The 23,639-nt window shown below is 60.1% G+C and carries 29 protein-coding genes and 1 pseudogene; 13 read left to right on the forward strand and 17 right to left on the reverse strand.

The genetic code is table 11. The features are described from left to right. The first annotated feature begins 184 nt into the window (after positions 1 to 184). The 3 genes from NKH90_RS11720 to NKH90_RS11730 all read left to right on the forward strand — a co-directional run bounded on the left by NKH90_RS11720 (position 185) and on the right by NKH90_RS11730 (position 2,484). Entirely contained in the window at positions 185 to 397 is a 213-nt protein-coding gene (locus tag NKH90_RS11720; protein WP_031194806.1) for a cold-shock protein, read from the forward strand. Positions 398 to 888: 491 nt separating this feature from the next. Further along, positions 889 to 1,152 (forward strand): BrnA antitoxin family protein, encoded by a 264-nt coding sequence (locus NKH90_RS11725; protein WP_352472951.1) that lies wholly within the window; start codon positions 889 to 891, stop codon positions 1,150 to 1,152. Between the two features lie 1,032 nt (positions 1,153 to 2,184). Then, the gene (locus NKH90_RS11730; protein ID WP_352503690.1) at positions 2,185 to 2,484 is read left to right on the forward strand and encodes a DUF1236 domain-containing protein; all 300 of its coding nucleotides are present in this window, start codon (positions 2,185 to 2,187) and stop codon (positions 2,482 to 2,484) included. A 925-nt stretch (positions 2,485 to 3,409) separates the two neighbouring features. On the opposite strand, the gene NKH90_RS11735 is transcribed toward NKH90_RS11730, so the two are convergent. The 4 genes from NKH90_RS11735 to NKH90_RS11750 form a co-directional block, all read right to left on the reverse strand. Continuing rightward, positions 3,410 to 3,898: an SRPBCC family protein gene (locus tag NKH90_RS11735; RefSeq protein ID WP_352774976.1), complete on the reverse strand. Its 489-nt coding sequence runs from the start codon at positions 3,896 to 3,898 to the stop codon at positions 3,410 to 3,412. Further along, positions 3,895 to 4,212: an ArsR/SmtB family transcription factor gene (locus NKH90_RS11740; RefSeq protein WP_023678365.1), complete on the reverse strand. Its 318-nt coding sequence runs from the start codon at positions 4,210 to 4,212 to the stop codon at positions 3,895 to 3,897. The genes NKH90_RS11735 and NKH90_RS11740 overlap by 4 nt, the downstream gene beginning before the upstream one ends. A gap of 120 nt (positions 4,213 to 4,332) precedes the next feature. After that, positions 4,333 to 4,923 carry a type II toxin-antitoxin system VapC family toxin gene (locus tag NKH90_RS11745; protein WP_352774978.1) on the reverse strand — a complete coding sequence of 197 codons (591 nt, stop codon included), beginning with the start codon at positions 4,921 to 4,923 and terminating at the stop codon, positions 4,333 to 4,335. Continuing rightward, positions 4,913 to 5,209 (reverse strand): hypothetical protein, encoded by a 297-nt coding sequence (locus tag NKH90_RS11750; protein ID WP_352472946.1) that lies wholly within the window; start codon positions 5,207 to 5,209, stop codon positions 4,913 to 4,915. The genes NKH90_RS11745 and NKH90_RS11750 overlap by 11 nt, the downstream gene beginning before the upstream one ends. A gap of 48 nt (positions 5,210 to 5,257) precedes the next feature. On the opposite strand from NKH90_RS11750, the pseudogene NKH90_RS11755 reads away from it, so the two are divergent. Further along, positions 5,258 to 5,695 (forward strand): annotated as a pseudogene (locus NKH90_RS11755) (ATP-binding protein); the annotation flags it as partial. Between the two features lie 441 nt (positions 5,696 to 6,136). Here the strand turns inward: NKH90_RS11755 and NKH90_RS34840 are convergent. Both NKH90_RS34840 and NKH90_RS11765 read right to left on the reverse strand, forming a co-directional pair. Beyond that, on the reverse strand, positions 6,137 to 6,616 hold the full coding sequence (locus NKH90_RS34840; RefSeq protein ID WP_502898819.1) for a carboxymuconolactone decarboxylase family protein: 480 nt from the start codon (positions 6,614 to 6,616) through the stop codon (positions 6,137 to 6,139). A 252-nt stretch (positions 6,617 to 6,868) separates the two neighbouring features. Beyond that, positions 6,869 to 7,342 carry an Lrp/AsnC family transcriptional regulator gene (locus NKH90_RS11765; RefSeq protein ID WP_352472945.1) on the reverse strand — a complete coding sequence of 158 codons (474 nt, stop codon included), beginning with the start codon at positions 7,340 to 7,342 and terminating at the stop codon, positions 6,869 to 6,871. Positions 7,343 to 7,470: 128 nt separating this feature from the next. On the opposite strand from NKH90_RS11765, the gene NKH90_RS11770 reads away from it, so the two are divergent. After that, entirely contained in the window at positions 7,471 to 9,861 is a 2,391-nt protein-coding gene (locus tag NKH90_RS11770) for a thiamine pyrophosphate-binding protein (RefSeq protein WP_352819472.1), read from the forward strand. Positions 9,862 to 9,965: 104 nt separating this feature from the next. Here the strand turns inward: NKH90_RS11770 and NKH90_RS11775 are convergent, their stop codons facing one another. The 8 genes from NKH90_RS11775 to NKH90_RS11810 form a co-directional block, all read right to left on the reverse strand. After that, the gene (locus NKH90_RS11775) at positions 9,966 to 10,718 is read right to left on the reverse strand and encodes an ATP-binding cassette domain-containing protein (RefSeq protein ID WP_352458022.1); all 753 of its coding nucleotides are present in this window, start codon (positions 10,716 to 10,718) and stop codon (positions 9,966 to 9,968) included. A 9-nt stretch (positions 10,719 to 10,727) separates the two neighbouring features. Next, the gene (locus NKH90_RS11780) at positions 10,728 to 11,927 is read right to left on the reverse strand and encodes an alanine racemase (protein ID WP_352772496.1); all 1,200 of its coding nucleotides are present in this window, start codon (positions 11,925 to 11,927) and stop codon (positions 10,728 to 10,730) included. A gap of 12 nt (positions 11,928 to 11,939) precedes the next feature. Next, entirely contained in the window at positions 11,940 to 12,914 is a 975-nt protein-coding gene (locus NKH90_RS11785; protein ID WP_352542303.1) for an ABC transporter permease, read from the reverse strand. A 35-nt stretch (positions 12,915 to 12,949) separates the two neighbouring features. Continuing rightward, positions 12,950 to 14,011 carry a substrate-binding domain-containing protein gene (locus tag NKH90_RS11790; RefSeq protein ID WP_352819474.1) on the reverse strand — a complete coding sequence of 354 codons (1,062 nt, stop codon included), beginning with the start codon at positions 14,009 to 14,011 and terminating at the stop codon, positions 12,950 to 12,952. Positions 14,012 to 14,071: 60 nt separating this feature from the next. Further along, complete coding sequence (locus tag NKH90_RS11795) at positions 14,072 to 15,133, reverse strand: substrate-binding domain-containing protein (RefSeq protein WP_352472940.1); 1,062 nt, start codon at positions 15,131 to 15,133, stop codon at positions 14,072 to 14,074. A 33-nt stretch (positions 15,134 to 15,166) separates the two neighbouring features. Further along, a complete protein-coding gene (locus NKH90_RS11800) occupies positions 15,167 to 16,426 on the reverse strand; it encodes a M20 family metallopeptidase (protein ID WP_352819477.1) in 1,260 nt (419 codons plus the stop codon). Beyond that, positions 16,423 to 17,637 carry an ROK family transcriptional regulator gene (locus NKH90_RS11805; protein WP_352819479.1) on the reverse strand — a complete coding sequence of 405 codons (1,215 nt, stop codon included), beginning with the start codon at positions 17,635 to 17,637 and terminating at the stop codon, positions 16,423 to 16,425. Before NKH90_RS11805 ends, NKH90_RS11800 begins: the two co-directional genes overlap by 4 nt. 136 nt (positions 17,638 to 17,773) lie before the next feature. Beyond that, the gene (locus tag NKH90_RS11810; RefSeq protein ID WP_352772480.1) at positions 17,774 to 17,926 is read right to left on the reverse strand and encodes a DUF6894 family protein; all 153 of its coding nucleotides are present in this window, start codon (positions 17,924 to 17,926) and stop codon (positions 17,774 to 17,776) included. 202 nt (positions 17,927 to 18,128) lie between these two features. Between NKH90_RS11810 and NKH90_RS11815 the strand changes: the two genes are divergently transcribed. The 6 genes from NKH90_RS11815 (at position 18,129) to NKH90_RS11840 (ending at position 20,788) form a co-directional block, all read left to right on the forward strand. After that, a complete protein-coding gene (locus tag NKH90_RS11815) occupies positions 18,129 to 18,389 on the forward strand; it encodes a hypothetical protein (RefSeq protein ID WP_352472936.1) in 261 nt (86 codons plus the stop codon). A gap of 354 nt (positions 18,390 to 18,743) precedes the next feature. After that, positions 18,744 to 18,986 (forward strand): DUF982 domain-containing protein, encoded by a 243-nt coding sequence (locus NKH90_RS11820; RefSeq protein WP_352819501.1) that lies wholly within the window; start codon positions 18,744 to 18,746, stop codon positions 18,984 to 18,986. Positions 18,987 to 19,476: 490 nt separating this feature from the next. Then, complete coding sequence (locus tag NKH90_RS11825) at positions 19,477 to 19,734, forward strand: hypothetical protein (RefSeq protein ID WP_352472933.1); 258 nt, start codon at positions 19,477 to 19,479, stop codon at positions 19,732 to 19,734. Then, positions 19,709 to 20,050, forward strand: coding sequence for a hypothetical protein (locus NKH90_RS11830; RefSeq protein WP_352819507.1), 342 nt, complete (start codon positions 19,709 to 19,711; stop codon positions 20,048 to 20,050). Before NKH90_RS11825 ends, NKH90_RS11830 begins: the two co-directional genes overlap by 26 nt. A 7-nt stretch (positions 20,051 to 20,057) precedes the next feature. Next, positions 20,058 to 20,150 carry a DUF982 domain-containing protein gene (locus NKH90_RS34845; RefSeq protein WP_502898827.1) on the forward strand — a complete coding sequence of 31 codons (93 nt, stop codon included), beginning with the start codon at positions 20,058 to 20,060 and terminating at the stop codon, positions 20,148 to 20,150. 182 nt (positions 20,151 to 20,332) lie between these two features. Beyond that, positions 20,333 to 20,788 carry a Ros/MucR family transcriptional regulator gene (locus NKH90_RS11840; protein ID WP_352775014.1) on the forward strand — a complete coding sequence of 152 codons (456 nt, stop codon included), beginning with the start codon at positions 20,333 to 20,335 and terminating at the stop codon, positions 20,786 to 20,788. 334 nt (positions 20,789 to 21,122) lie between these two features. Here NKH90_RS11840 and NKH90_RS11845 read toward each other — a convergent pair whose 3' ends face one another. From NKH90_RS11845 to NKH90_RS11855, 3 genes are all read right to left on the reverse strand, one after another. Then, positions 21,123 to 21,377, reverse strand: a complete 255-nt coding sequence (locus NKH90_RS11845; protein ID WP_352473196.1) for a DUF982 domain-containing protein — start codon at positions 21,375 to 21,377, stop codon at positions 21,123 to 21,125. Between the two features lie 52 nt (positions 21,378 to 21,429). After that, the gene (locus NKH90_RS11850; RefSeq protein WP_352819482.1) at positions 21,430 to 21,738 is read right to left on the reverse strand and encodes a hypothetical protein; all 309 of its coding nucleotides are present in this window, start codon (positions 21,736 to 21,738) and stop codon (positions 21,430 to 21,432) included. Between the two features lie 643 nt (positions 21,739 to 22,381). Further along, entirely contained in the window at positions 22,382 to 22,693 is a 312-nt protein-coding gene (locus NKH90_RS11855; protein WP_352745756.1) for a hypothetical protein, read from the reverse strand. A 49-nt stretch (positions 22,694 to 22,742) separates the two neighbouring features. On the opposite strand from NKH90_RS11855, the gene NKH90_RS11860 reads away from it, so the two are divergent. Together NKH90_RS11860 and NKH90_RS11865 are read left to right on the forward strand one after the other, a co-directional pair. Beyond that, positions 22,743 to 23,198 carry an ATP-dependent DNA ligase gene (locus NKH90_RS11860; protein ID WP_352819484.1) on the forward strand — a complete coding sequence of 152 codons (456 nt, stop codon included), beginning with the start codon at positions 22,743 to 22,745 and terminating at the stop codon, positions 23,196 to 23,198. 91 nt (positions 23,199 to 23,289) lie between these two features. Further along, a complete protein-coding gene (locus tag NKH90_RS11865; protein WP_352819486.1) occupies positions 23,290 to 23,508 on the forward strand; it encodes a hypothetical protein in 219 nt (72 codons plus the stop codon). The last annotated feature ends 131 nt before the right edge of the window (positions 23,509 to 23,639 follow it).

Here is a 23,639-nt window from a genome sequence, read left to right on the forward strand (position 1 = left end):
AGCTTCAGGCCGGAAAGGAAAATTCCTGTCGACTTGTGAGACGAGTGGGCCGTCCGAGAGAAGTTGGTATTCTGGTCGATCCATCCGGGCCTTGCGATTTCTCGCTTTTGCTGCGTCTATTTATCAACCGGTCTGGCCTCTTCGTCGATCAAACACGCTGGGAAGTCACAAGGAGTATATGCACATGGCAACTGGAACCGTGAAGTGGTTCAACAGCACTAAAGGGTTTGGGTTTATCCAACCCGACGATGGCGGTCAGGACGTTTTTGTTCACATCTCCGCCGTCGAGCGCGCTGGTTTGTCGAACCTCGTTGAGGGCCAAAAGATCAACTACGACATCGAGCAGGACCGACGTACCGGCAAGTCTTCTGCTGGCAATCTCCGCAAAGCAGGTTGATTTCTCTCGCGCGCCGTGGCGAAAGCCGCAGGAGCGCGGCAAGTCACGAATGTACTGACCCCGCCGTGTAAAAAGCGCGCGAGCTTGGTGTGATGGAGAGACCTGGGCAGCAGATTGCTGCAACGCATCAGAAACGATCGTGTGAACCAGCTTGTCGGGCAACGGAAGGCGGGAAGCCTCCTGCGTTTTTCGCGTTTGCGTCCTCCAGCGTAAGAGTGGGCCACGTGGCGTTGCCCCGCAGAGCACTTTAGCTTGTTGCATCCCACAGCAATGTGATTGGGGATAGCCTGAGTTGGCCCAATGGACATCGCATCGGATTCTCCTGCCATTCGTCCGGCGCGTTCCGCTTTGGAGGTTTAAGCTGCCTTCATGCTTGGGCCGGGCTCAACAGTCCGGCCTTTTGCTTTTTGTCGGTGGGCTGCGGTACATGGTTATGATGCGCATTCGCACTGAACCGCTCGACAAGCATTATGACCAGTCAGGATCATCAAATGGCAAATCCTCCACGCCGACCCACAAATCCGATGTCGGCCGCTGAAGCCGCCTTCAAGCCGATCAAAAAGCCGGCGGCGCCGGTTCGCGAACCGTCGGCTCCAAACATCAGAGAGCTTGTTTCGATCAGGATCGATAGGGCCGTGCTGGACCACTTCCAGGAAGATGGACCGGGCTGGCAGGATCGGATCAACGACACCTTGCGGCGCGCTATCTCCAAAGAACCGACCAATGCCGATGACAAACGATCGGACGACTACTGATCGGCAGGGTGCATAGCTGCGACGCAGATGGAGTTGAACGGAAGCATAAGGTTAAGCGGTTGCGAATCTTTTGGACAACCGACAACGCATATCCTGGAATTTTTTCATCGAGCCGCGACCGAACCCCTCAATGCTATTTGCATTGCGAGCATTTAGCCAGCTTGGGAGGACCGGGCGATCTTCTCCTCACTGCAGAGTTGGTCCAAAACGCGTTGGCAAAGGTCCTGATTGGATGGGTATAGACCGGCCCGTTTGAAAGGCATTTAACCCCCAAGCTTCAGAAGACCGTCGCTGTAGGAGCCGATGGATCAAGTGTAGTGCCCGTCAGGATGCACGAGTCAACGGTGTGTAAAAAGCGAACATGAGGCCGGATATGCAATCCCCAACTCTTGGTTGGAGTGCGGCGGGTTTTTCAATGGTGATCCCGCAGCTTTTCACTGCCTTGGTGAGGGTCTGGCGGTCGTTGCCGATCTTTTTAATCACTTGCTGGTTTGACTTGGTGAAATGCAATTTTCCCGCGCGAAACGTTCCACCTCAAAAACGCATCGATCGAAAGGGGGGCCCGGTCGACGTCGGCTTGGTTGTCTCGTTCTATTTAATTTCCGTCTTCCTGCTCACTCAGCAGCTGCAAATGAGAATCCGCCCGCCACTCCTCGATTTGGCGGGCGGATCCCACCAGCACAGGAAGGGGCCCTAGCTGCGCAGATACAATTTCTGGGACTGTTTGAGCGTCATTTCTGGCTAGGCCATCAGCTCGCGACTATTCCAATCACCAAGAACGTGATGGAGGTGGCGAAAACCGGTGCAAGCAGCCAGCGAGCTTTGTGAACACTGTTCTCCATCGGCTCCTCCCTTGAGGGACCGCAACGAGTACAAACAGACGCAGTTCCGGGGCCATTGCGCGCAGCGAATCAGACTTAGGTCCCTACGCAAGGCCAGCCTTAAGGCTCCGTTTGGAACGTCTAGAGAAGCTGCAGGTTTGGGGCGCTTTGGCGCTATGTTTTGCGCCCACGAGCCCACAAGGAGATAGCTATGAGAATGCATCTTTCCACCGCAGCGGCGGGATTTCTGCTGCTGGCCGGTGTCGGTGCCGCCGCCGCCCAGGACGTGGTCATTGACCCGCAGCAGGAAACCGTCATCAAGGAATATGTGAAAAAGCAGCCGCTCGCTTCGGTGAAAGTCCCTGGGGTAGAGCTGAATGTCGGCTCGACGCTCCCGGACAGCGTCGAGCTTCATGAAGTCCCCAACGTCAAATATCGCTACGTCGTCGTCGACAACCGGACTGTTGTCGTTGACCCGGGCACACGTAAAATCGTGAAAGTCATCCAGTAACCTGAACGTCTGAGAAGACCGCCCGCCGTGCCGAAGGGTGCGGCGGGAAGCCAAGCATGAGCTCTCCAGAATGCGAGGCGCTGCAATGTCCCTCTCTCCCAGTCTATCCTCCGTCGGTCTGACTTTCCAATGCCCGCATTGCAACTTCGCCGTCGTCAGGAACGGCAGCTGGTTTCAGGTCGTTTCCCATTACAAGTGCGAGGAATGCGGACGCGAGGTCCGGATTACGTATCCCGATAAGATTGGCATCTTCCAGAAGCACGCGCACTTGGCCATTCCCCCGCCGGGAGCGAGGTAGATTTGCAGGCCCGAAAGTGAGTTCGAACTGCTGGGCGTCGAGTCCGAGCGGGCAAGGCGGCATTCGCCTAAGATCGGCACGCGGAGGACTAAGGGTCGGGTGGGGATCGCTGCTTGGAGTCGTGAACTGTGGGCTCCAAGGAGTGGCGAACGTGAGTTGAGTGCTGCGCAACCAGTCAAAACGATGAGGGCCAACGTGAGCAGCGCGCCAGAGACGTACAAGATTGTCCTGACACTACCCCCTTTGGCGGCGTTTCCACCACGCAGGTAGATTCCCAGGTGGAGGAGGCGTATCGCCAGGTGGGTCTAGACCAATGTCGTCAAAGTGGCCGCTCCAACACCAGCCATCATCGCTGGCACTGCGGGCACGATAAAGGGCGCCAGTGCCTCGACCGAATTCATGTGAACCCGGTCGATCCTATAGAGCCGGTTGTCGTCATCTGCCGGGACTACCGGTCGTGCCAGCGCTCCTGCAAACCTCTGGACGAACCCGAGTAGACTGCCAACACTACCGATAGCAAGCAGCGCGCGAGCACGCCGAGAAGACTTAACCAATAGACTTCCATTCCCTGGAATCGCAGTGGACCAGACGGTGCTTGCGAGTGATGCTCGCAAGGGCGCGGACGGGTCAGGCCGCCGCACCGGGGAAAAGGCCCTGGAACCGCCGCAGGTACAGTGGCCAGCCTTGATCGCTATCAACCCCCACGCGCACGCCCTCCCAGCCTTCGCCATGGCGTTCGAGATTCCGGTGCTCGATCTCGACCCGGGTTCGGTTCTCCGTCTCAGGCGTGAACCGGACTTCCCATTCGCTGGTTTTGTTCAGGTCGCTCTCAATCTGCCACCGAGGACTGATGTCCCAGCTCAGAACGAGCCGGCCGGGGGGATCGTAAGCCAACACACGAGCCCAGTGGCACTCGCTGCCGTCCACGCCGCGATCGTAAACGTGGCCCCCGACCCAGGGTTCGAAGATCGTCTCTGCGATCGGCCCGGCAAGAAGATTGTGCTCGCGAGGTTTGAATTTCCCGAAATCCTCGGTGAAGACCTTGAAGGCACGCGCGATAGGTGCCTCGACAACGACGAAATGCCTTACGGGCGCGGTTGCAGGAAGCTTGCTCATGGCTGGTCCTTCTTTGGGTGCTCGACGGCCAGTTTGTAGCTCGCCAGGGTCTTGCTCCAGAACTGATCGATTTCCGCGCGCAGACTTGCTAGGCCGTCCGGATCGATACGGTATATTCGTTCCTTGCCTGAGCGCGTGTCGGCCACAAGCCCGGCATCCTTGAGTACTTTCAAGTGCTGAGAGACCGCCGGCCTGGTTACAGGCAGCACACGAGCAAGTCCGCTGACCGAACAAGGCTGTTCGACCAACAGTTCGAATATCGTGCGCCTCGTCGAGTCTCCGAGCGCTGTCCAGTGTTTCGCGTTAGTGGCCACTAACGCGAACTTAAATCGATGGGCCGGCACTGTCAACCTCGATAATCCGGGTGAACGTAGAGCGATCTCTTTCGGACAGGGATGGTCGCTCACAGTCGACAGGAGGACCAACCGTGACGTTCATGATGACCGCCGTTCCGGCGGAGCTCGATAGAGGATGATCCGTCCCGTCGGCAGAACCTGGGTGAGGAAATCAAAATCGCGGACGTTGCCGGTCAGCACGCTCGCACCCAACTGACGCGCCTGCAGGAACACGAGGGCGTCATTTAGGAAGCGGCGCTCGTGCCCCTCCCTCTTGGGCAGATTGCTCAGCCGGAAGAGCAAGCCAGCCAAGATCCCGGCCTGTCCCCAGATCGCATCGTCCGGTGCATGAAGTCGGTGGTCCGGAATGTCCTCTACCGTGGCTTCAATCGTCTCGAGGACAGCTTTTGTGGAGGCATGCTTAGGGTCCAGCTGACCAAAGGCTTGGGTCAGCTCAGACAGGCAGGCAGCGGAATGGTGGCATCGGCGATAGGTAAGCAGCGTATCGACTTCAACCGGCGATCGTCCCTGCAGGACATCCAGATAGACGCTCGTATCCAGAAACAGCGGTCCCCCGATCGCCGGTTCGTCAGCAACCCATGGGAGATCGTCGTCGGCCCTGCGCTTCAGCGTTCCGTTGTGCTTTTGGGGCTTTAGCGATCGGAGGGTTTCGGAAAGATCAAACCCCAAGATCTATGTCCGCCGGGATACTGCCCTTACGTCCGACCAGGCGGGCGCCAAAGTCATCTTCGAGGGCCAGGCGCGACAGCGCCAGTTCCAACAGCTCCGTGTCCGAGGTGACATGGGCGCGCTTCTTGGCCGCCTCGATCAACTCCGCGGGCACCCGCGCCGAAAGACGGGTATTCTTCGCGGCGCCGAGGAGGCCGGCGGCTTTCGCTCGCTCCAGCACAAGTTTATTGCGGGTCGATGCGACCGTTGCTTCGCTTTCTGCAGCCGTCCGCGTCTGCCTAGCCATGAGAACCTCCTGTGTTGAACAGAATATAGATTTCGTTGAACGCATAGGCAAGGCTTAGTAGCCGCTGGCCGTCGGGACCATCGCTCCGGGATGATGAAGCGGACATCTGACGCTTTTGCACTCATCACGCGCGGTCAGTATTCGGGGCTTGCGACCCAACCCGTGAAGGGCTGAGAAGTCCTCATCGCATTGCAGCGCGACGGGCAGTCCAAGGTCGCCGACGCGCTCTCAAAGGGTGCGCGTTTTCAGCTCTACCTGGCCCTGCGGCTTGCCGGATATTACGAGTTCGCCCAGTTTCGACCCTCTGTGCCATTCATTGCCGACGACATCATGGAGAACTTCGACCATTTCCGGTCCGAGGAGGTTTTCAGGTTGTTTGGTCAGATGGCAAGCGCTGGCCAGGTGATTTATCTGACCCATCACCAGCACCTGTGCGAGATCGCCAAGGCTGTTGTTCCCGGCGTTACAATTCACGAGCTCACGTAGTTGGCTGCTGCGGCGTGGGATGAGTTGAGGCTGCAAACTGAAGTAAACGGCCGGGCCGTCAGAAACACACCGCGAAAGGACGGCGAGTGCCCGGCGTCGGGAAGCGCATTCCCATCCTCCGCCGGCAAGCCGAAAGCTCCAAGCTGGGCAGCCCGTGCGAAGCCTTGGCGGCTCCGGCGCCGAAAAGCCGTTCAAAATGAGCGATGCCCCGCTGGTGCGGATTTGAAATCGTTTCAGGTCTCCTCCTGGAGTTCCTTTTCCTGACGAAAATGGTTTGCAATGAAGAGGGCTTTGGCGCTCGCCGGCTCAAACGAGGAACGCGCCTGGCTGATGTCGGTAGGCCTCGTGCGTTCCGGGTGGACCAATCGGAAGCCGACAGCGAGACGGTCCCAGAGATTGGTGGTGCCGGTGAGAAAGGTCAGCTGGGCGAGCTCTTCGTCACTAAAGGGCCTGTGTCCAGGCGAGGGCGGCGCGTTCGCGCTCGCTGTACAGCGAATCTGCCCTGCGCCAGTCATCGAGCAGATAGAGCCCGCTCTTCCGTCTCGCCGAGCGCGCGAACGTCCTTGTGTGCATATGAATGCAGTAGGCGCAGCCATTGATCTGGGATGCGCGCATCCTTACGAGCGCGATCAGACTCGGTTCGAGGCAACAGTTGCAGATCGCGTGTTCAAGCGCCCAAAGCGCATTCATAGCGTCAGAAGCTGCCTGGTTCGTTTTCTTGGGTTCAACTCGCATTGTCCTTGTCCCTTCCGGGTTGACGTTCCGCCGTCGCACCGGAAAGACGGCGTTCTTCGTTGCGCAAAATCTGCAGACCGCTCCAGTGCCATGGCGCGCTATGTCGAGCAGCACCGGCACTTTTCTGATCGCCTCTGACCGGTTTTCCCGGAAGAGGACCGCCAAATGGTGGACGTCCCGCGCCATTGCGGCCTGGTTGGCTTTGGCGGTCAGCCAGGTTCTTGAGCAATCCGCGCGGCGGCGGCTGATGCGCCGGAAGGCAGTCGATGCTCGCGAGGCGCAACAAAAAATTCTTTATCTAATCGCCGCAACCATGACGCATAAGATCCAATTGCAGCCGGCGGAAACACCAGAAATCACAGCCAGTGTTGAGGCGTACCGAACCCATATTGCCCACTTGCTGCAAGACCTGCGACACGTGGGTCCGTCCGAAAAAAATCATGTCTCGACCGGCAGCCGGTTCGACCGCTTGATCTGCGTAAGCGCGAAGCTGGACTCGATCGAGGAGACGCCATCGAGCCGCGTCAGCTTTTCCTTCAGGAAGCGCTCATAGGCGTGCAGGTCGCGCACCACCACACGCAGCAGATAATCGCGCTGGCCAGTCATCAGATAGCAATCGACCACCTCCGGCCAGCGCGCGATTGCCGCGTTGAACCGCTTCAGCTCGCTCTCGCGCTGGCGCTCAAGCTTGATCGAGGCAAACACCGAGATCGGCAGATCGACCATGTCCTGGTCGATCAGGGCGGCATAGCCGGTGATCACCCCCATGTCCTCCATCAGGCGGACCCGGCGGGCGCAGGGCGAGGCCGAAAGGCCGACCCGCTCGGCAAGCTGCTGCGCCGTCATCCTGCCATCGACCTGCAGCGCGGCAATGATCTTTCGGTCGATATTGTCCAGTCGACTTTTTGGCATCGAACGTTGCTCCATTGGCTGATATTGGCACAACCAGCTAACGCAGCTGCCAATCTCATGCAAGTTTAGCGACAATTGGCTTTTGCTCAGCCCTATGATTGAGACATCGCAACTGAGAGTCTTGCAGCATGGACAAACAAAAACTGGAGGCACTTTCGGCACTGGAGAAAAAGGTGCTCTGGCTGTCGACATGGATGATCCATAACGCCAATCACCTGCGGGAAAATACGGACGGCTTGAAGGTTGGCGGACACCAGGCATCCTCGGCGTCGCTGGTGACGATCATGACCGCGCTTTATTTCTCGGTGCTGAGGCCACACGACCGCGTCGCGGTAAAGCCGCATGCCTCGCCAGTGTTTCACGCAGTCCAGTATCTTCTGGGCAATCAGACGAGGGAGAAGCTCGAAGGGTTTCGCGCCTTCGGTGGCGCGCAAAGCTATCCGTCGCGGACCAAGGATGTCGACGACGTCGATTTCTCCACCGGCTCAGTTGGCCTCGGCGTCGCGCAGACACTGTTTGCCTCGCTTGTGCAGGATTATCTCGGCGCCCGCGACGAAAGCATGCCCGAGGGCCGCATGGTGGCGCTGATCGGCGATGCCGAGATGGACGAAGGCAACATCTTCGAGGCGCTGCTCGAAGGGTGGAAACACGGCCTGCGCAACTGCTGGTGGATCGTCGACTACAACCGACAGAGCCTCGATGCCGTGGTTCGCGAAGGCCTTTGGGAACGCTTCGAAAACATTTTCCGGAATTTCGGCTGGGACGTCGTGATCCTGAAATATGGCTCGCTGCTCGAAGCCTCTTTCACCGAACCCTGCGGCCAGGCGCTAAAGGCCTGGATCGAGGCCTGCCCGAACCAGCTCTATTCGGCGCTGACGTTTCAAGGCGGCGGCGCCTGGCGCAAGCGCCTGGTCGCCGACATCGGAGACAAGCCGGGCCTGGCATCGCTTCTCGACCGGCGCTCCGATGCCGAGCTCGCCGCGCTGATGACCAATCTCGGCGGCCACGACCTGCCATGCCTGATCGAGGCCTTCGGGACGGCACGCGGCAACGATCGACCGACATGCTTCATTGCATATACGATCAAGGGCTTCGGCCTGCCGCTCGCCGGCCACAAGGACAACCACGCCGGCCTGATGACCAGGGATCAGATGGCGGTCCTTCGTGCCTCGATGTCGGTCGGCGACGGGCGGGAGTGGGACGCCTTCGAGGGATTGGCTGCTGGGGATCTGGAGCTGCAACGATTCCTCGACGCCGTTCCGTTCGCGGCAAAGGGCCAGCGGCGCCGGCACGCCCAGCGCATCGTGGTCCCTGGTCGTCTCGTCGCGGAAGCCAAAGGCAGCGTCTCCACGCAGGTCGGCTTCGGCAGAATTCTGGACGAGATTGCGCGGGCTGGCGGGCCGCTCGCCGACGCGATCGTGACGGCATCGCCCGACGTCACGGTTTCGACCAATCTCGGCCCCTGGGTCAACCGGCGCGGCCTGTTCGCGCGTCAGTCACTCGCCGACACTTTCCGCAGCGAACGCATCGCCTCGGCGCAGAAATGGGAATTCGGCCCCTCCGGCCAGCACATCGAACTCGGCATCGCCGAGAACAATCTGTTCATCCTGCTGTCGGCACTTGGGCTGTCGCATTCGATTTTCGGCAAACGGCTGCTGCCGATCGGCACGCTCTACGATCCGTTCATCCAGCGCGGTCTCGATGCGCTCAACTATGCCTGCTATCAGGATGCGCGCTTCCTGCTGGTCGCCACGCCATCCGGGGTCACATTGGCTCCGGAAGGTGGGGCGCATCAGTCGATCGCCACACCGTTGATCGGGATGGCACAGGACGGGCTTGCGGCCTACGAGCCGGCCTTCGTCGACGAGCTGGGCGTCATCATGCGCTTTGCGCTGGATTATATGCAGCGCGACGGCGACGCCGTGCAGTCGGAGCGCACCTGGCTGCGCGACGAGACCGGCGGCTCGGTCTATCTGCGGCTCTCGACGCGCCCGGTCGAGCAGATCATTCGTCCCATGATGCCACAGCTCGAGCAGGACATCATCGACGGAGGCTACTGGCTGCGGGCTCCGGGTCCCAATGCCGAAGTGATTGTTGCCTATACCGGCGCGGTTGCGCCGGAGGCCATCGAAGCTATCGGCATGATGGCAGAGGACCGTCGCGACGTCGGTCTTTTGGCCGTGACTTCGGCCGATCGCTTGAACGCAGGCTGGACAGCGGCAAGTCGCGCGCGCGAACGCGGCCTCGTTCACGCCAGGAGTCATATCGAAAGGCTGTTTGCCGATCTCCCTGCGCATTGCACCATCGTCTCCGTCACCGACGGTCATCCGGCGGTACTCGGCTGGCTGGGTTCGGTGTACGGCCATCGCACGCGCAGTCTCGGCGTCGAGCATTTTGGCCAGTCAGGGACTATCAGCGACCTTTACCGCCACTTCGGCATCGACGCCAATTCCATAGCCACAGCCGCCGACCGGATTGCTGGGGGGCGCCCCATCCGCCATCTGCGCGCGCTGGATTGATGCTGACGACATTCTGTGGCCGAGGCCTGATCGTGGATCTGAAATCATGCCACTCGCTGCTCGGGTAACGCAATGTCTGAACGGCGCGCCTCTGTCGGACCGGGCTAGTGCTGAAGCCCGGTGATCATGGCGACGATCTCGTTCTTGTCGGTCTCGCTGGTCTTGCGCACGCCGATCTGTTTGCCACGTCGCAGAACACAGATCCGATCTGAGAGCCTGAACACCTGGTCGAGGCTGTGGCTGATGATCAGCACGCCAATGTTGCGCTGCTTCAGCGACAGAACAATCGTCTCGACCTTGGCGGTCTCGGCAACGCCGAGCGCGGCGGTTGGCTCGTCGAGCAGGATCAGCTTGCTTGCCCAGTGCGTGGCGCGCGCAATCGCCACGCCCTGGCGCTGGCCGCCCGAGAGATCGCGGATGGTGGCGTGAGCCGATGGAATGCGAACGTCGAGATCCTTCACCAGCTTTTCGGTGTCGTCGATCATCCGGCGTCGGTCGAGCAGGCCGAAGCGGTTCACCGGCTCGCGGCCAAGAAACATGTTCATGTAGACGGTCTGCTGATCGGCGAGCGCCAAGTCCTGATAGACCACCTCAATGCCGTGCGCGCGCGCCATGGTGGCGCTCGACATTGCCACCGCCTGCCCCTCGATGATGATCGTCCCGGATGTCGGAGCATGCACCCCCGTCACGATCTTGACCAGCGTCGACTTGCCGGCACCGTTATCGCCGACCAACGCCACTATCTCGCCGGGATAGAGCTCGAGCGAGAAATTTTCGATGGCGGTGAGGCCACCGAAATTCTTGCGGATGTCGCGCAGCTGCAAAACAGGGGGCGTGCCGGTCGTGGTCGCGTTCATCACTTGCTCCTAGACAGGCCAGGCAGCGGTTTCGCCAAAACCGTTTTCGATCGTTTCGACTTGGGGCGCCCCCTTTGAGACACCGGAGATGCCGACCACGTAGGCGCGGGTCACGAACGCCTGGCCGCGAAAGCCGAACACCGCCGTGTCGCCGGAGCGTGGCGCATTGGCGCCGCTAGCGTCAATCATTGCGTAATAGTCGATTGCCGCAGGCGGCGGCACCTCGACGCTTCTGAGCGCGGCGGCGGCCGTGGTGGGTTCTGCGGACACGATTGCCTTCACCTCATAGTCCGGAAAGATCGGATCGATATAGAAGCCGCCACCCAGGCAGTAGGCTTTGCCGCCAGACAAATGCGAGACCTCGGTCAAATACAGAACGGCAGGGAGCTCCGGCAGATCTTCCATGACGTGCAGCGCAGTGGTGCCGGCCAAGCCATTGCCCGGTTCACATTGCGTGGCGCCGGCTTCGGCCAGCGCGCCAAGCAGGACACTCGACGTTGTGCCGGGCGCGTTCACCTCTATGTCGCTGCGACCGGACTTGGCGAGCGCTTCGGCAGCTCTGCCCAGTGTCGCCAGATTGTGTGTCGGCAGGACCGTTCGCGTGGTCTGGTCGAACAACAGCGCCGGGAAGGTGGTGATGCCAGCGAACCGTCCGCCGTCGAGACCATCCAGTTTTTCGGCGACCGCGGCGATATCAGCCGCCTCAAAACCACCTTCGTGGCCGCGGTAGAAAACGTCACCATCGGCGCGGATGCGGGCAAGCAGGTTTTGCGTGTACCCGGCGAGCCTTGCGCCGGCAGCGGCTTCTTCAGCCTTGGTGTCGTTGAAGACGGTCCAATAGTCCGGCCTGAACGTTTTGGCCGCCGCATTGGCCTCGTGCCTTGCGATCTGCTGCAGGTGGCCAAGATGACCGAGCCTCAGGCCTGCTCTGTGCGTTGCCCGCGCGCAGGCCATGTCGACGGCGACGGCCTGATCGATGCCGCCACGCTTGAGCGCATGGCAGAACGAACTGGCGCGGCCGACCTGCTTGGTCATGGCGAAAATCTTCAGGCCGAACCGGTCGGCCTCGCGCTTCAGGACCCGGGCATTGCTTTCGACGGCATCGAGGTCGAGCACATAGGAATTAGCCGGCAGCTTTCCTTCCTGGTGCAGGCGCGTGGCGCTTTCTATAAAGCTCGGATTGCGGCGCCGCAGAACATCGAGGAACATGATAAAACTCCTTCAACGGGACTTTTCGCGCAGCGATACGGCGACGGCCGCAAGAATGATCAAGCCGCGCACGATCATCTGGTCGGAGACGGACAGGCCCATCAGGATGAGGCCGTTGTTCAGCATGCCCATCATCAGCGAGCCCACCAGCGCACCGACAATCGATCCCTTGCCGCCGTTAAGCAGGGTTCCGCCGACAATGACGGCCGCTATCACCGTCATAAGGTCGGTTTCGCCGAGCGTGTATTTCGCAGCCTGCAGCCGGCCCGCATAGAGCAGCCCGGCAAGGCCGGCGAGCCCGCCGCTTGTGGTCAGAACGGCAAGCCTTATCTGCGCCACGCTGATGCCGGAAACACTGGCGGCACGGCTGTTGTCGCCGGTGGCCAGCACATGGGCGCCGAAGCGCGTCTCGCGAAAGATGAGATGCGCGATCGCAACGGCAATTACCGTCCACCAGATCAAAGACGGAACACCCAGCAAAGAACCCGAGCCGAAGAAACCGGTGAAGGCGTCGTTGGTGACCGGGATCGACCGCAAATCGGTCATCGAGCGAGATACGCCGGCAAACAGCCCGAGCGTCGCCAGCGTTACCAGGAATGAAGGCAACTTGACGTAAGCCACGAGGGCGCCGTTGAGCAGGCCGATCAGCAGGCCGGCGCCGAGGCCGGCCAGCACCCCAGCCACCAAGCCGTAGGCGTTTATCGCCACCGCGGCGGCAAGGGCTGCCACGGCAACGATCGAACCTATCGAAAGATCAATCTCGCCAGCCGACATGACAAAGACAAGGCCGATCGCCATGATCGTCACGGGTGCCGTCTGCAGCACGATGTTCGACAGGTTGCGGACCGTCAGAAAACCGCTGTCCTTCAGTACGATCGCGAAGAACAGAAAGATCGCCAGAAATCCGAGATAGACGACATATTGCTGCAGGTTGAAGCGGCTGACCAAGCTCGCTGCCCGGCCGGGGCTGGTGTTGACACTCGACATTCTCACTTCCTCCGGCGGGGCGCCATTGTCCGCCGCTATTTCATGGCGGCCGCGATGGTCGCGGGCACGTCCTTGTTGAGGGACCGCTTCCACCCGTCCTTGACAGTGTCCTTGGTGACGGCGAGGGAATCGACCACGATGAACGGCGCGGCTTTCTTGCCGATCAACGAGGCGGCCGTGGCGCGCGCCAGCGTCACGCCGATGTCGTAGGCTTCGTCTGCGATGAGTGCGGCAACGTTGCCGCCTTTCACCATGTCCAGTGCCGCCGGTTCGTTCAGGTCGAGCGTGACGATCTTGGTGTGGCTGTTGCCGGCCGACCGCAATGTGGACAGCACGCTAAGCGCCGGCTCAGCCCAGGTGACATAGATACCGTCGAGGTCCGGGTGCTGTGTGATCATCGCCTGCGCGATTTCCTCGCTGCGCGCGGGGTCGGCCATTCCGGCCTCGGCCACGATCTTCATGTCGGGATAGTCCTGCTCGATCGTGTGCTTGAATGCTCCGTCACGCTGGTTGGTGACGTAGAAATCGGCATCGTGAAAGATGTAGCCGACCTTGCCATGCTTGCCGAGCGCGTCGGCCATTGCGATCCCGGCCTTGTTGCCCATCTGGAAAAGGTCGTCCGAAACGATGGTCACATAGTCCTTGTCGTGAACGTAGCCTGCCGGCGAATTGTCGACGAATCCCAATTTCACGCCGGCCTGGCGCGCAGGATCATATACGGTGCCCGCACTCGCGGGATCGACCGGTAGGGACAGTATAATAGAGGGCCTTTTGGCGAGTACTGTCTCGACGTCGGATTTCTGACGGGCCGCATCAAAGCCGGCGTCGGTCTGAGCGACGACCGTGATGCCGAGCCGCTTCAACTCGTCCTGGGCGCCGCTGTTCACCGCGTTGGTGTATTCGCTCATCTCATGCCAGACCAGCGCGGCGGTGTATTTGCCGTCCTTGATCTGCTGCTCCTCAGCTGGTGTGAGCACGACGCTCTTTGCCGGCGTCGGCTTTTCCCCGTTCGGTCCCGTGGTGGTGCCCTCGGCTGCGAAGGCGTTGGCGGCGACGAGTGCTACCAGTGCCGACAACATTCCAATTGCTATGCGCATGTCAGTTCCCCTTGTTTTTATGATGTCGGCAGCCCTGATTGGCCGCCGGGCATTGCCCTGTCATTTGGCCGCGTCGAGCACCGATTGCGGCGCGTCGCGGTTCAACGAATCCTTCCAGCCCTGCGCAACGTTCTGCTTGGTCACGGTAAGCGCCGGGGCAACGACGAAGGCCGGGGTCTCCTGGCCGAGCAGCGCCTTGACGCCGACAGCGGCCATGGCGCGTCCGAGCTCATAGGCCTTGTCGGCCACCAGTGCGGTCACATTGCCGCCCTTGACCATATCGAGCGCCACCGGTTCGGCGAGGTCGAGCGTGACAATCTTGGTCTTGGTGTTTCCGCTTGCCCGCAAGGCCGACAGCACGCCGTCGGCCGGTTCGGCCCAGGTGACGTAGATGCCGTCAAGATCGGGATGCTGCACGAGCATCGCGCTGGCCAGCTCTTCTGCCCGCGCCGGATCGGAGATACCCTGCTCGGCGACGATCTTGATACCGGGATAATCCTTCTCGATCGTTGTCTTGAAAGCCTGGTCGCGCTGGTTCGTCACATAGTAACTGGCGTCGTGGAAGATGTAGCCGACCTTGCCCTTGCCATCGAGCGCCTTGGCCAGTGCATCGGCCGCCTGCTTGCCCATCTGGAACAGGTCGTCAGTCACGATGGCGGCATAGTCGGTTCCGTGCTTATAGCCTTTCGGCAGATTCGAAAGGAATACCAGCTTGGTGCCGTCGGTGAGCGCCTGACGGAACGCCTCGGCCGAAGTGACCGGATCAAGGGGCAGTGACAGGATGACGTTTGGCTTCGCCGCGAGCGCGGTTTCGATGTCGCTGCGCTGGCGCGCGGCGTCAAAGCCCGCGTCGGTGGTGGCGACGATTTGAATGCCGGCACGGGCAAATTCATCTTTGGCACCGGACGTGACCGCATTGGTGAAGTCGGAGGAGGTGTGCCACAGCAGCGCGGCCTTGTAGCCCTTCTCCTTTACTGCGGCCAGGTCTGCATCCGACAATCTAACCTCGGCGCTGGGTGTCGCCGTCTCGCCGCTCGGTCCCACTGTCTGTGCGCCGGCTCCACCGGCCATGAGCATCAGGCTACCTGCAAGTGCTGTAGCAACAAGTCTGTCTATCAGCATGATAGTTCTCCCATTTTCGCTCTCAGTTGTCCTTCATTCCGTAACGCCGCAATACTCCACCATGAACCGGGCGAAGCCGACGACGCCGGCCAGATATTCCTCGACATCGACGTGTTCGTTGAAGGTGTGGCAGTTGCGAATGTCGCCTGGCGCGCAGTACACGGCGGGGATGCCGAGCCGGTTGGTGAAAAATGATGACTCTGACCAGAATGGCGCGCCTTCGATGGCGCCGCGACCAGGCATCGATCGGGCCATGGCGGCAGCAAGAGCGCCGACCTCCGGCCTGTCAGGTGCAATCTCGGCGGCGTTACCCCCGAGCGGATGATCGCGACCGGCCGGATAGGCGAACGCCAACATGATTTCGGGATCGGTGATGGCGCCGCGCACCACTGCCTCGATTTCGGCGGCGGCCTCGTCCAGCGACTCGCCGGGCAACAGCTTGCGGATCAGCGACAACGTGCAGCGTTCGGGCACCGCGATGTAGCCGCCGCCCGCAAGGCCGGTGATCAGCAGGAAGCCACGCCCAATCAGCGGGTGCTCGGCCCTTGTTGCAACATCTTCCGAATGCTTCCACAGCGCGCTCATGACGGCGTGGCTTGCACGCAAGGCATCCTTGCCGAGTTCGGGTACGCCGAAATAGGCTGATCGTCCGGTGATGGTGATGTCGGTAATGAAGAAGCCAATTTGGGCCGGATAAACCGAAAGGCGGGTAGGCTCCACATAGACGACGAAATCGGGCGCCACGACTTCGCCTCTCTCGATGCGGCCGATGAAGTCCTTGATGCCGGCGGAGACGCCGGTTCCAGGCTGGCCGCTCTCCTCGTCGCCGACGAAGGCAAAGGCAACGTCGCCGGCCAGTTGGATGTCGGCTGTGTCGAGCAGAGAGAGTGCCGACAGCGCGGAGCAGATGCCGGCCTTGAGGTCGCCGGCGCCGCGGCCCCAGATCTGCCCGTCGATCATTGGCGCGGCAAACGGATCCTGCTTGGCGGTGCCAGCCCAGTGCTCGCGCCAGCCCTCGACATGGACCGTATCGGTGTGGCCGATGAAGAGCAGCCGCTTGCCGGCGCCGGCACCTTTGCGCTCACCCCAGACGTTGGGCCGGCCGGGCGCGAATTCCGCGCGCCGAATTTCGCTCAAGCCAAGCACGCGCATCCGGTCTTCAAGGAAGGCGACAAAGTTTTCTTCGTGACCGGTTATGCTTTCGCGGCCGATTGCCCCCTGCAGAAGCTCAACCGCTGCGTCGCAATCGAGGGCCGCGCGCAAGCGAGTGGTGATGTCCTTTGAGACAGTCATAGCGTTGCCTCGCGCAGCACGGCCGAACTGGCTGGGGGAAGCGAAATGCGTCCGTCGGGCGCGTCGACGCCGAACAGTGTGTTGTGCAACTGGCCGAGCCCGATCGCGGCAGCGCCGATGAGCGCTGCCCGCGACCCGAGTTCGCTGGCCTCAACGGCGATAGGGTAGGGGAAGCAGCGCGGCAGCAGGTCCCTAACGCGCAACAGGATTTCCGGCCGCAGCCCGATCGAGCCGCCGAGGACGACCTTTTGCGGATTGGCAATTGCCGCTATGGCCACAATGCCTTGTGCGAGGTAGCGCGCGGTTTCGTCGAGTACCGTCGCGGCATGCCTGTCTCCAGCCGATGCACTGTGGAAAATCGTCGGCACGTTGACGATGTTGCCCGTCAGCGTTGCGTAGCGTTCAACCATGGCGTTGGTTGCGACCACGCGCTCGAAAGCGCCGGCGCGCAACGATGTCGGCGCGAAAGGATCGGCGCCAATCGGCAAAAAGCCCATCTCGCCGGCTGCATTGCTGGCGCCCCGCACCAGATTGCCTCCAACCATGAGGCCGCTGCCGATACCAGTACCCAGCGCTATGAAGGCGAGATTGTCGATACCGCGGCCGCACCCCTGCCAGTTCTCGCCGAGCACCGCCAGATTGACATCGTTCTCGATCATCACATGAAACCCGAATGCCTGCTCGAAAGCGCGGACGACATTCATCGTGCCAAAGCCGGCAACATTCGGGGCAAGCAGGACGCGGCCCGTCTTCTTGTCGGGTGCACCGGGAACACCAATCACCGCCAGCCTTATCTTTGTGCGCGAGATTCGGTTCCTCTCGGCCGCCCGAAGCGCAAGATCCACGATCTGGTCGACGATGAACTGTCCGCCCCGAGGATCGGTCGGCGCCGTTTCCTCCGCGAATATCTGGCAGGCAAGATCGGTGAGGGCGACCCGGACTTTGGCGCCGCCGAGGTCGACGGCCGCGATGTAGGCCGCGTCAAATACGAGTTCGTAAGTGACAGCCGTGCGTCCGACATGTCCGCTCGTGCGCCCTGTCTCCTGCACCCAGCCTTCCTGCTCGAGTGCCCTGACGATCTCGGAGATTGTCTGCTTGGACAAGCCGGTCTGCTTTGCGATCGAAGCGCGCGAGATCGGCCCACCTTGCACGATCGCCTCCATGACGGAGCGCTGGGAGAACTGACGAGAAATGCGCGGCAGGTCGTTCAACAGCAGCTCCGATTAATTCGTTCTATGACCGAACTTAATAGTCATTTTCGACGGCCGTCAACTGGCCGCTCAGGCTCTTCACCGGCGGGCCGCCGACGCATATGCGAGGCCACGGGGCCATGCAGGAGGTAGATAGTCACCGCACCAATTGCGGCAGGTTATCTTTGGTGATTTCGACCAAGGCTCTTACCGCCTCTTGTTTTGCAGCTTCGAGGTCTGGCAGATCGGTGCCTTTGACGTCGGGGAAGACTTGCCCGGTATCGGTGAAGTCGAAGAAAAAGCGAGGCATTCCTACAAACACAATAAACGCAGGAAAGGTTCATCTTGCTTCACGATTGGCTATGCAGCCGGCGCCCCGCCGCTCTAATGCACGCAGCCGCTAACGACCGTGGACTGACCTCCGATGATGTCCGCGACATTTGGTTAAAAACGTACGCGGCCAGACTCATCGCCCTGATCCGCCTAGAGTTACTTCCGAAAGGAACGCTCTCATGCTGCCATTGCCCCACGCCGTCGATCCAAAGGTAGTTGCTGAGATCAATAGTTTGCTAGACGATCACACGGGGGCGGTGCCAGTGCCGGTTCACAAACTGGCGGCGGTTGTCCGGCTGCGCCTCAAAAGCCATCTTTCCATCGCGACTATCGAGGAGCTGATCGTGGACGAAGCCGAGTGTCGCCACCTGCCCATGCTGTTCGAACTGCCGGGAACGGAAGCGGCTGTAGTTTCAACTGCTCTGAGTCGCGCGACTTGAAGGTTAGGGTTTGGGCATTCGGCTCTGGCAGGAGAGCCCACCGCGCGTCCGCCCCAATGGTGACAGCCTATGACTAGCAGCAGCTCAACTAGTGGTACTGCCTATCCTGGCGACCTGATTCTGTTGAAGCAGGTCTTTGATCGTGTATGCGCCGAGCAAGGCATTCCAGTAGGAAGCGAGCAGGCGGAGCGCCTGAGCGTGAGCGCAATGGCACTCTTCTCGGACGGCGAGTTCGACGAGGCCGTTCTCTATGAACACCTTCGGTTTGTTGCCCGCTCCCTGCCGAGAAGGGACCGAGCATGACCTACCATGATTCGGATGGTCGGCGGGTTCGTGCCGCCCTACTTACCCCTCATGGCAACCCATTGGTTCGTCCCTCCGGTGTTCGTGAAGACTGAAACCGGCGACAGGCAAGGCTGCGACAATGCGAGGGCAGCCCTTGAGCAGCTCAAGAGGTGGACCCGCAGAGGACCTCGCTGGCATAAGGCGGTGACCCTCTGCCTGTCAGATCTAGAGGGCGATCCGATTGACCCTCAGGTGGTACGAAAGGCCTTCGAGGCTGCCGCCAAGGAAGCCAAGATGTATCTCTCCCCGTAGGAGGAGGAGAAATTTCTCCCAAAGATTCAGTCCTTTATTTCGTACGATTCGAACATTGATTTGTTCGAGAGGTGACCTAAGTGGCCGCTTGGGTTCTCGCTGAGGTGGGAGGCCTCGTATGAACGTTTGCACGGACTGTCGACCCGACAAGGTGACGGCCAAACACCTTGTTCACGAGCTAACCCTACAAGTCCCTCGCGGCCAAATCATCTCCATAAAAGACACTATCGCAGCAGTGCGCCGAGATGGGCCACATCTGGCGGAAACTGACTGCGAGCTGGTGGAGCTTATTGTCAATGTTGCCCCAGCCTTTGGCCTGTTTGTCGGGTTCGATCTTCGCGAATAGCCGCATGGCAACCCATTGGTTCAACCGTCTATGGGATCGAGAGGGGCGCGGGGAACTTCGCGCGCGCACCCACCAAATTATTCGCATCGCCTTCGGAACCCTTTCGCAACGAAAGTGTTTCAGACCGAATGTGGGAACGACGTTATGCCGGCACGACCAACAGCAGCGACAGCCTTTCAACGGCTGATCAGCTCAGAAGATAATCGTCAGCTGCTCCGCAACAGGCTTGGTCTCGAAGTCGACGAGAAACTGCCGGCGTCCCTTGCTGCATTGTTGCAGGAGCTTGAGCGGCGAGAGCAGGTCGAGGCTGATTGGAGCGCCACCACTTTGGCAGCGCGGGCTTCTATGGCCTTCGACGAACCAGAAGGAACCTTCAGTGACCCTTATGGCCATGCTGCGTAGGGGACGTGCCTTCCGGGGGATGATCAGTTCGGAAGGCTACTGCCGGAAGCTGCGCAGGCTCCTAAGGTTTGTGGGCGAACCAACTCTGACACCGACGCTTGCCGCACTGGCGCGGGAGCTTTCAGAAGAGTCTGAGCTGCGGAAGCAAGAATCGGCCGACGAAATTCCTCGCCCTACGTTTCCGCTCACGGCAACCCATTGGTTCTCCCCTCCGGTCCTCGTCAAGACCGAGCGTCCCGGGATCATCCACCACGTCAACAACGCCGAGACGGCCGGCGAGGAGCTGACGAAGTGGACGAAGCGTGGCCCTTGGTGACCTCGCGGTGCGCGTTTGTATGGCCGCGATGTTCGACGAGATGGAACCTGAGGAGGCTCGTAAGGCATTCCTGGCTGCTGCCGAGGAAACGATCTGCTGATCGCATTCGGGTGAATGAGGGTGCTACACCTGAAGGGAAATTGGCCGCATACACGCATGTCGCAGAGGATGACCAGCAAAGTCGGCCTTGGAGTAATCTAGCGTCAAATAATCGTTGTTTGCAATTGCGCAGGCCGAATTTTCCAAATAGGAACGCCGGAGATCAACACGGGAACGATTTTGATGGATGAAGCAATTGGGCAGCGAAGGGCTGATTTGCTGGGGATGACAGCAGATATCGTCGCAGCCTATGTCCAGAGCAACGCAACGCCCGTGGCGGATCTGCCGAATTTGATCGCCAGTGTCAATTCTGCGTTGTCTGGCCTGGCTGAGCCGGTCGCTGCACCATCGCCAATACTTACGCCCGCGGTAAATCCTAAGAAGTCGATCTTTCCCGAATACATTATAAGCCTTGAGAACGGGCGCAAGTTCAAGTCGATGAAGCGCCACCTGGGCTTGCTTGGCATGACACCTGATGAGTACAGAGCCAAGTGGGGTTTGGCGTGGGACTATCCTATGGTAGCGCCCAGCTATGCGGCTCAGCGGTCTGCACTTGCCAAAGCTGCCGGTCTCGGCCGCAAGGCGGTTGACAAAACGCCGCCGAAAAAAGCACCAGCAAAGCGCAAGGGCAAAGCCTGACAGTGCACGACGTTCGGGCCATGCCGTCAGGTCTAGATGGTCTAGGTGGCCTGGCTGGGAATGAGCTGCCTGGCTTCGCGGTTCAGTAAGCGCCGCTCACGCCACAACACAAGCTTCAGCACGGCTTGCGTCTTCACGTCCTCGTATCCTGACGGGCAGGAGAGGTCGATCAATGTGCGATCGACCAGGCGAGCCGATACATCGTCGCCCTCGACACACAATCGAATCATATCGATAAAATCGCACTACATCGATACGTCGCCCTCTGCCGATGCCACAAGCAACAAAGCCGCTGAATCCAGCAGCGCTCCGTGCTTCAGGGTGCTGGGTAAGCCTAAATTTCTTCCGCGAGCAATATCCTGGCCTCCTTGGCAGCAGCGATGAACGCCTGGCGCGCTATTCTTGGTGGTTTTTCTCCACGGATTACGGCAAGGCATGCTTCGATTGCGGCGAGCCGCGACTTGCCCGCCGGCCTCGGCCAATCCCTCAGCAGAACTTCGGCCGCGTCGGATACGGACGCAACAACTCTGTCGCGATCGATCCGGCCGGGTTGAACGACGACGGGCTTTCTGAAACGTCTCGTACGCACGACAGCCTCCAAGAACAAGCTATGTTAGCTTCTGCAGATCCTTTGCGCCACATCAAACGTCGGCAAGTGGCAGAAGGCATGCGCTTGGCCAGAAGCTGCCGCCGCGATGGACGCTGCCCAGTGCTTCAGCATGTCGGGCTTGGCCCCGACTTTCGAGGAGCGAATCGCCAAGAGCGGCGTTACCCAATAAATGACCAACGTGCTTCCCTGCGAGCGCCTGACCGGTGCGAATGGCGCGTTCCTCGCTTTGCTGATCGGCCGGACCAAAGGCGGGAAACAGTTCGCCGTCCTCGCCTCGATCGAACGCCACGACGACGATTAGCTTGGGCTTCTTTTGACCGGGCAGAATATGATCAGACATGGCGGGAACCTATCACGAGGATTGAGTCGCGTTCGAGACTCGGGCGGTGTGCGTGCAAGGGCACCGTTTTAAGGAGCCTGTGCGCGTGGCACTCGTCAGGTCGCGGAACACTATCTACACTGTGGAGCGGGTTGCCGGGTGAAATTTTGCTGCTCAATTTCGGCGACGAGACCTGACTGCCTTCAGCAGTTCGCTCTCGTCAGTGTGAGCATTTCGAAAAGTCGCCACTACCGTTTCCGCCAGGATTTCGCCCTGTTGGCTTAAAGGGTCGAGGTCTTCGTCTGCGCAAATTCGATCGAAAACGCGCTGGCAAATAGCCAAATCATGAGGACTAAGGCAGGTGCGATTGGTACGCAGGCGCTGCGGCATGTGCGACCCCTCAGGCCCGCTGCCCGTACAGAGCAGCGGGCCGCTACAGCCAGGCCGGAGGAGGAGAGTTCAGTCTTGCAAAAACGTTCGATGTAGAGTGCTTGTTCCCGGCTAACGAAGTTGGTAATTTTCGTACAGTGCGCCACCTGGGCAAGGCAGCTTCCTCGATTGGCAGCACGCCGGCCGGCAGGTGTCCTTGATGCCATGCGCACCAGAGCAAGACGGCCAGCCCTTGCGGATTATCCTCGGCAATCCATGCTTTGATCTGCGTTCGCTAATCCGCCCCATCTCTAAGCGACATCTTTTTGCGGCGAACAGGCGTCCAGTCGGTGATCGTATCGGCATCCACGGTAATTAGCCCGCCAGCTTTCACCGTCACCTTTCGATTTTCCTCGTCGACCCGCGTGACTTCGCCGGTGAGCTGTAGCTCGTCACCTGGTTTGGACCTTTTAGGAGCAGGGACTGAATGCGGAAAACCATAGGAGGGGATGCTGACACTAGCTCTTCCGTCGTCCAGCAGCTTCAGCACCGTCACGGTGATCGCCACCTCATCGCCGATATTGATGTCCGCAATTTCCCAAGCCATGCCCATGATTCTGGAGCGGCTTTGACGACAGTCAAGGGATTGCTAATATGTGGAAAATGCCAACGCCGCCAGCGTGCACCTTGTTTCGGAACCGATTCGAACCAGCGATATTGATTCAAATCGTAATGTCTGGAGTGCGGGCGCATGCTCACCCGAGCCTGGCGTTGGCCGGCTGTCATTTATTGAGTCCCAAATGCCCACCCTGGTCGAGAAGCCGCCCAAGGGCCAAGGGTGGTTTCACGAGATCAAATATGATGAGTATCGCACGCAGTTGATCATCCAACGGGGTAAGGTGCAGGCCTTCACACGAAACGGCTTCGACTGGACCGACAGATACAGCCCAATCGTCCGGGCTGCGGCTGAATTGAACGCAAAGCGGGCAATCATCGACGGCGAAGCAACAGTGCTTGGCACCGCGGGGGCGTCCGGACCTCTTCGCGCGACCCAATTATCCGATCACCCGGACGAATTTTTGAACCAAACATTCCTGACTATTGCGGCCTAGCACCGTGCCAATTTGTACGATTCGTACATGGCGTTGATGTCGGTCAGGAAGTGAGTAGATTCCCTTTCGGCGTGTCCCTGGGGAGGGCTGGATGAGCGTCGCGCAAAGGGTCGGTCCGCTTCTAGAGCAAGCAATCACTGTACTCCTCAACAGGGCGGACCGTCGCGACACGGTCTCGATAAATGCGGCGCTACGCGAAGCGCGGGAGGCTGCGCCTTATTTGGTGGCCTCCGACGAAGAATTAACCGAGGCGATAGTCGAGGCAGCAACGGCCATGGGCCTCTACGTGGCTTTCGACGGTCGCGAGTAGCTGTCAGCCAACTTCAGTCATGTGGCATGGCGACAGAGGCGCGCCGCCCTGCGCCAATTCCAATAGTCAGAGGTAATCCGCAATTACCTTCGCAACCTGCTGAATCTGCCTGTACAACGGGAACTGCCGGC

This window comes from Mesorhizobium sp. M0898 (assembly GCF_040319695.1).
GTDB lineage: Bacteria > Pseudomonadota > Alphaproteobacteria > Rhizobiales > Rhizobiaceae > Mesorhizobium.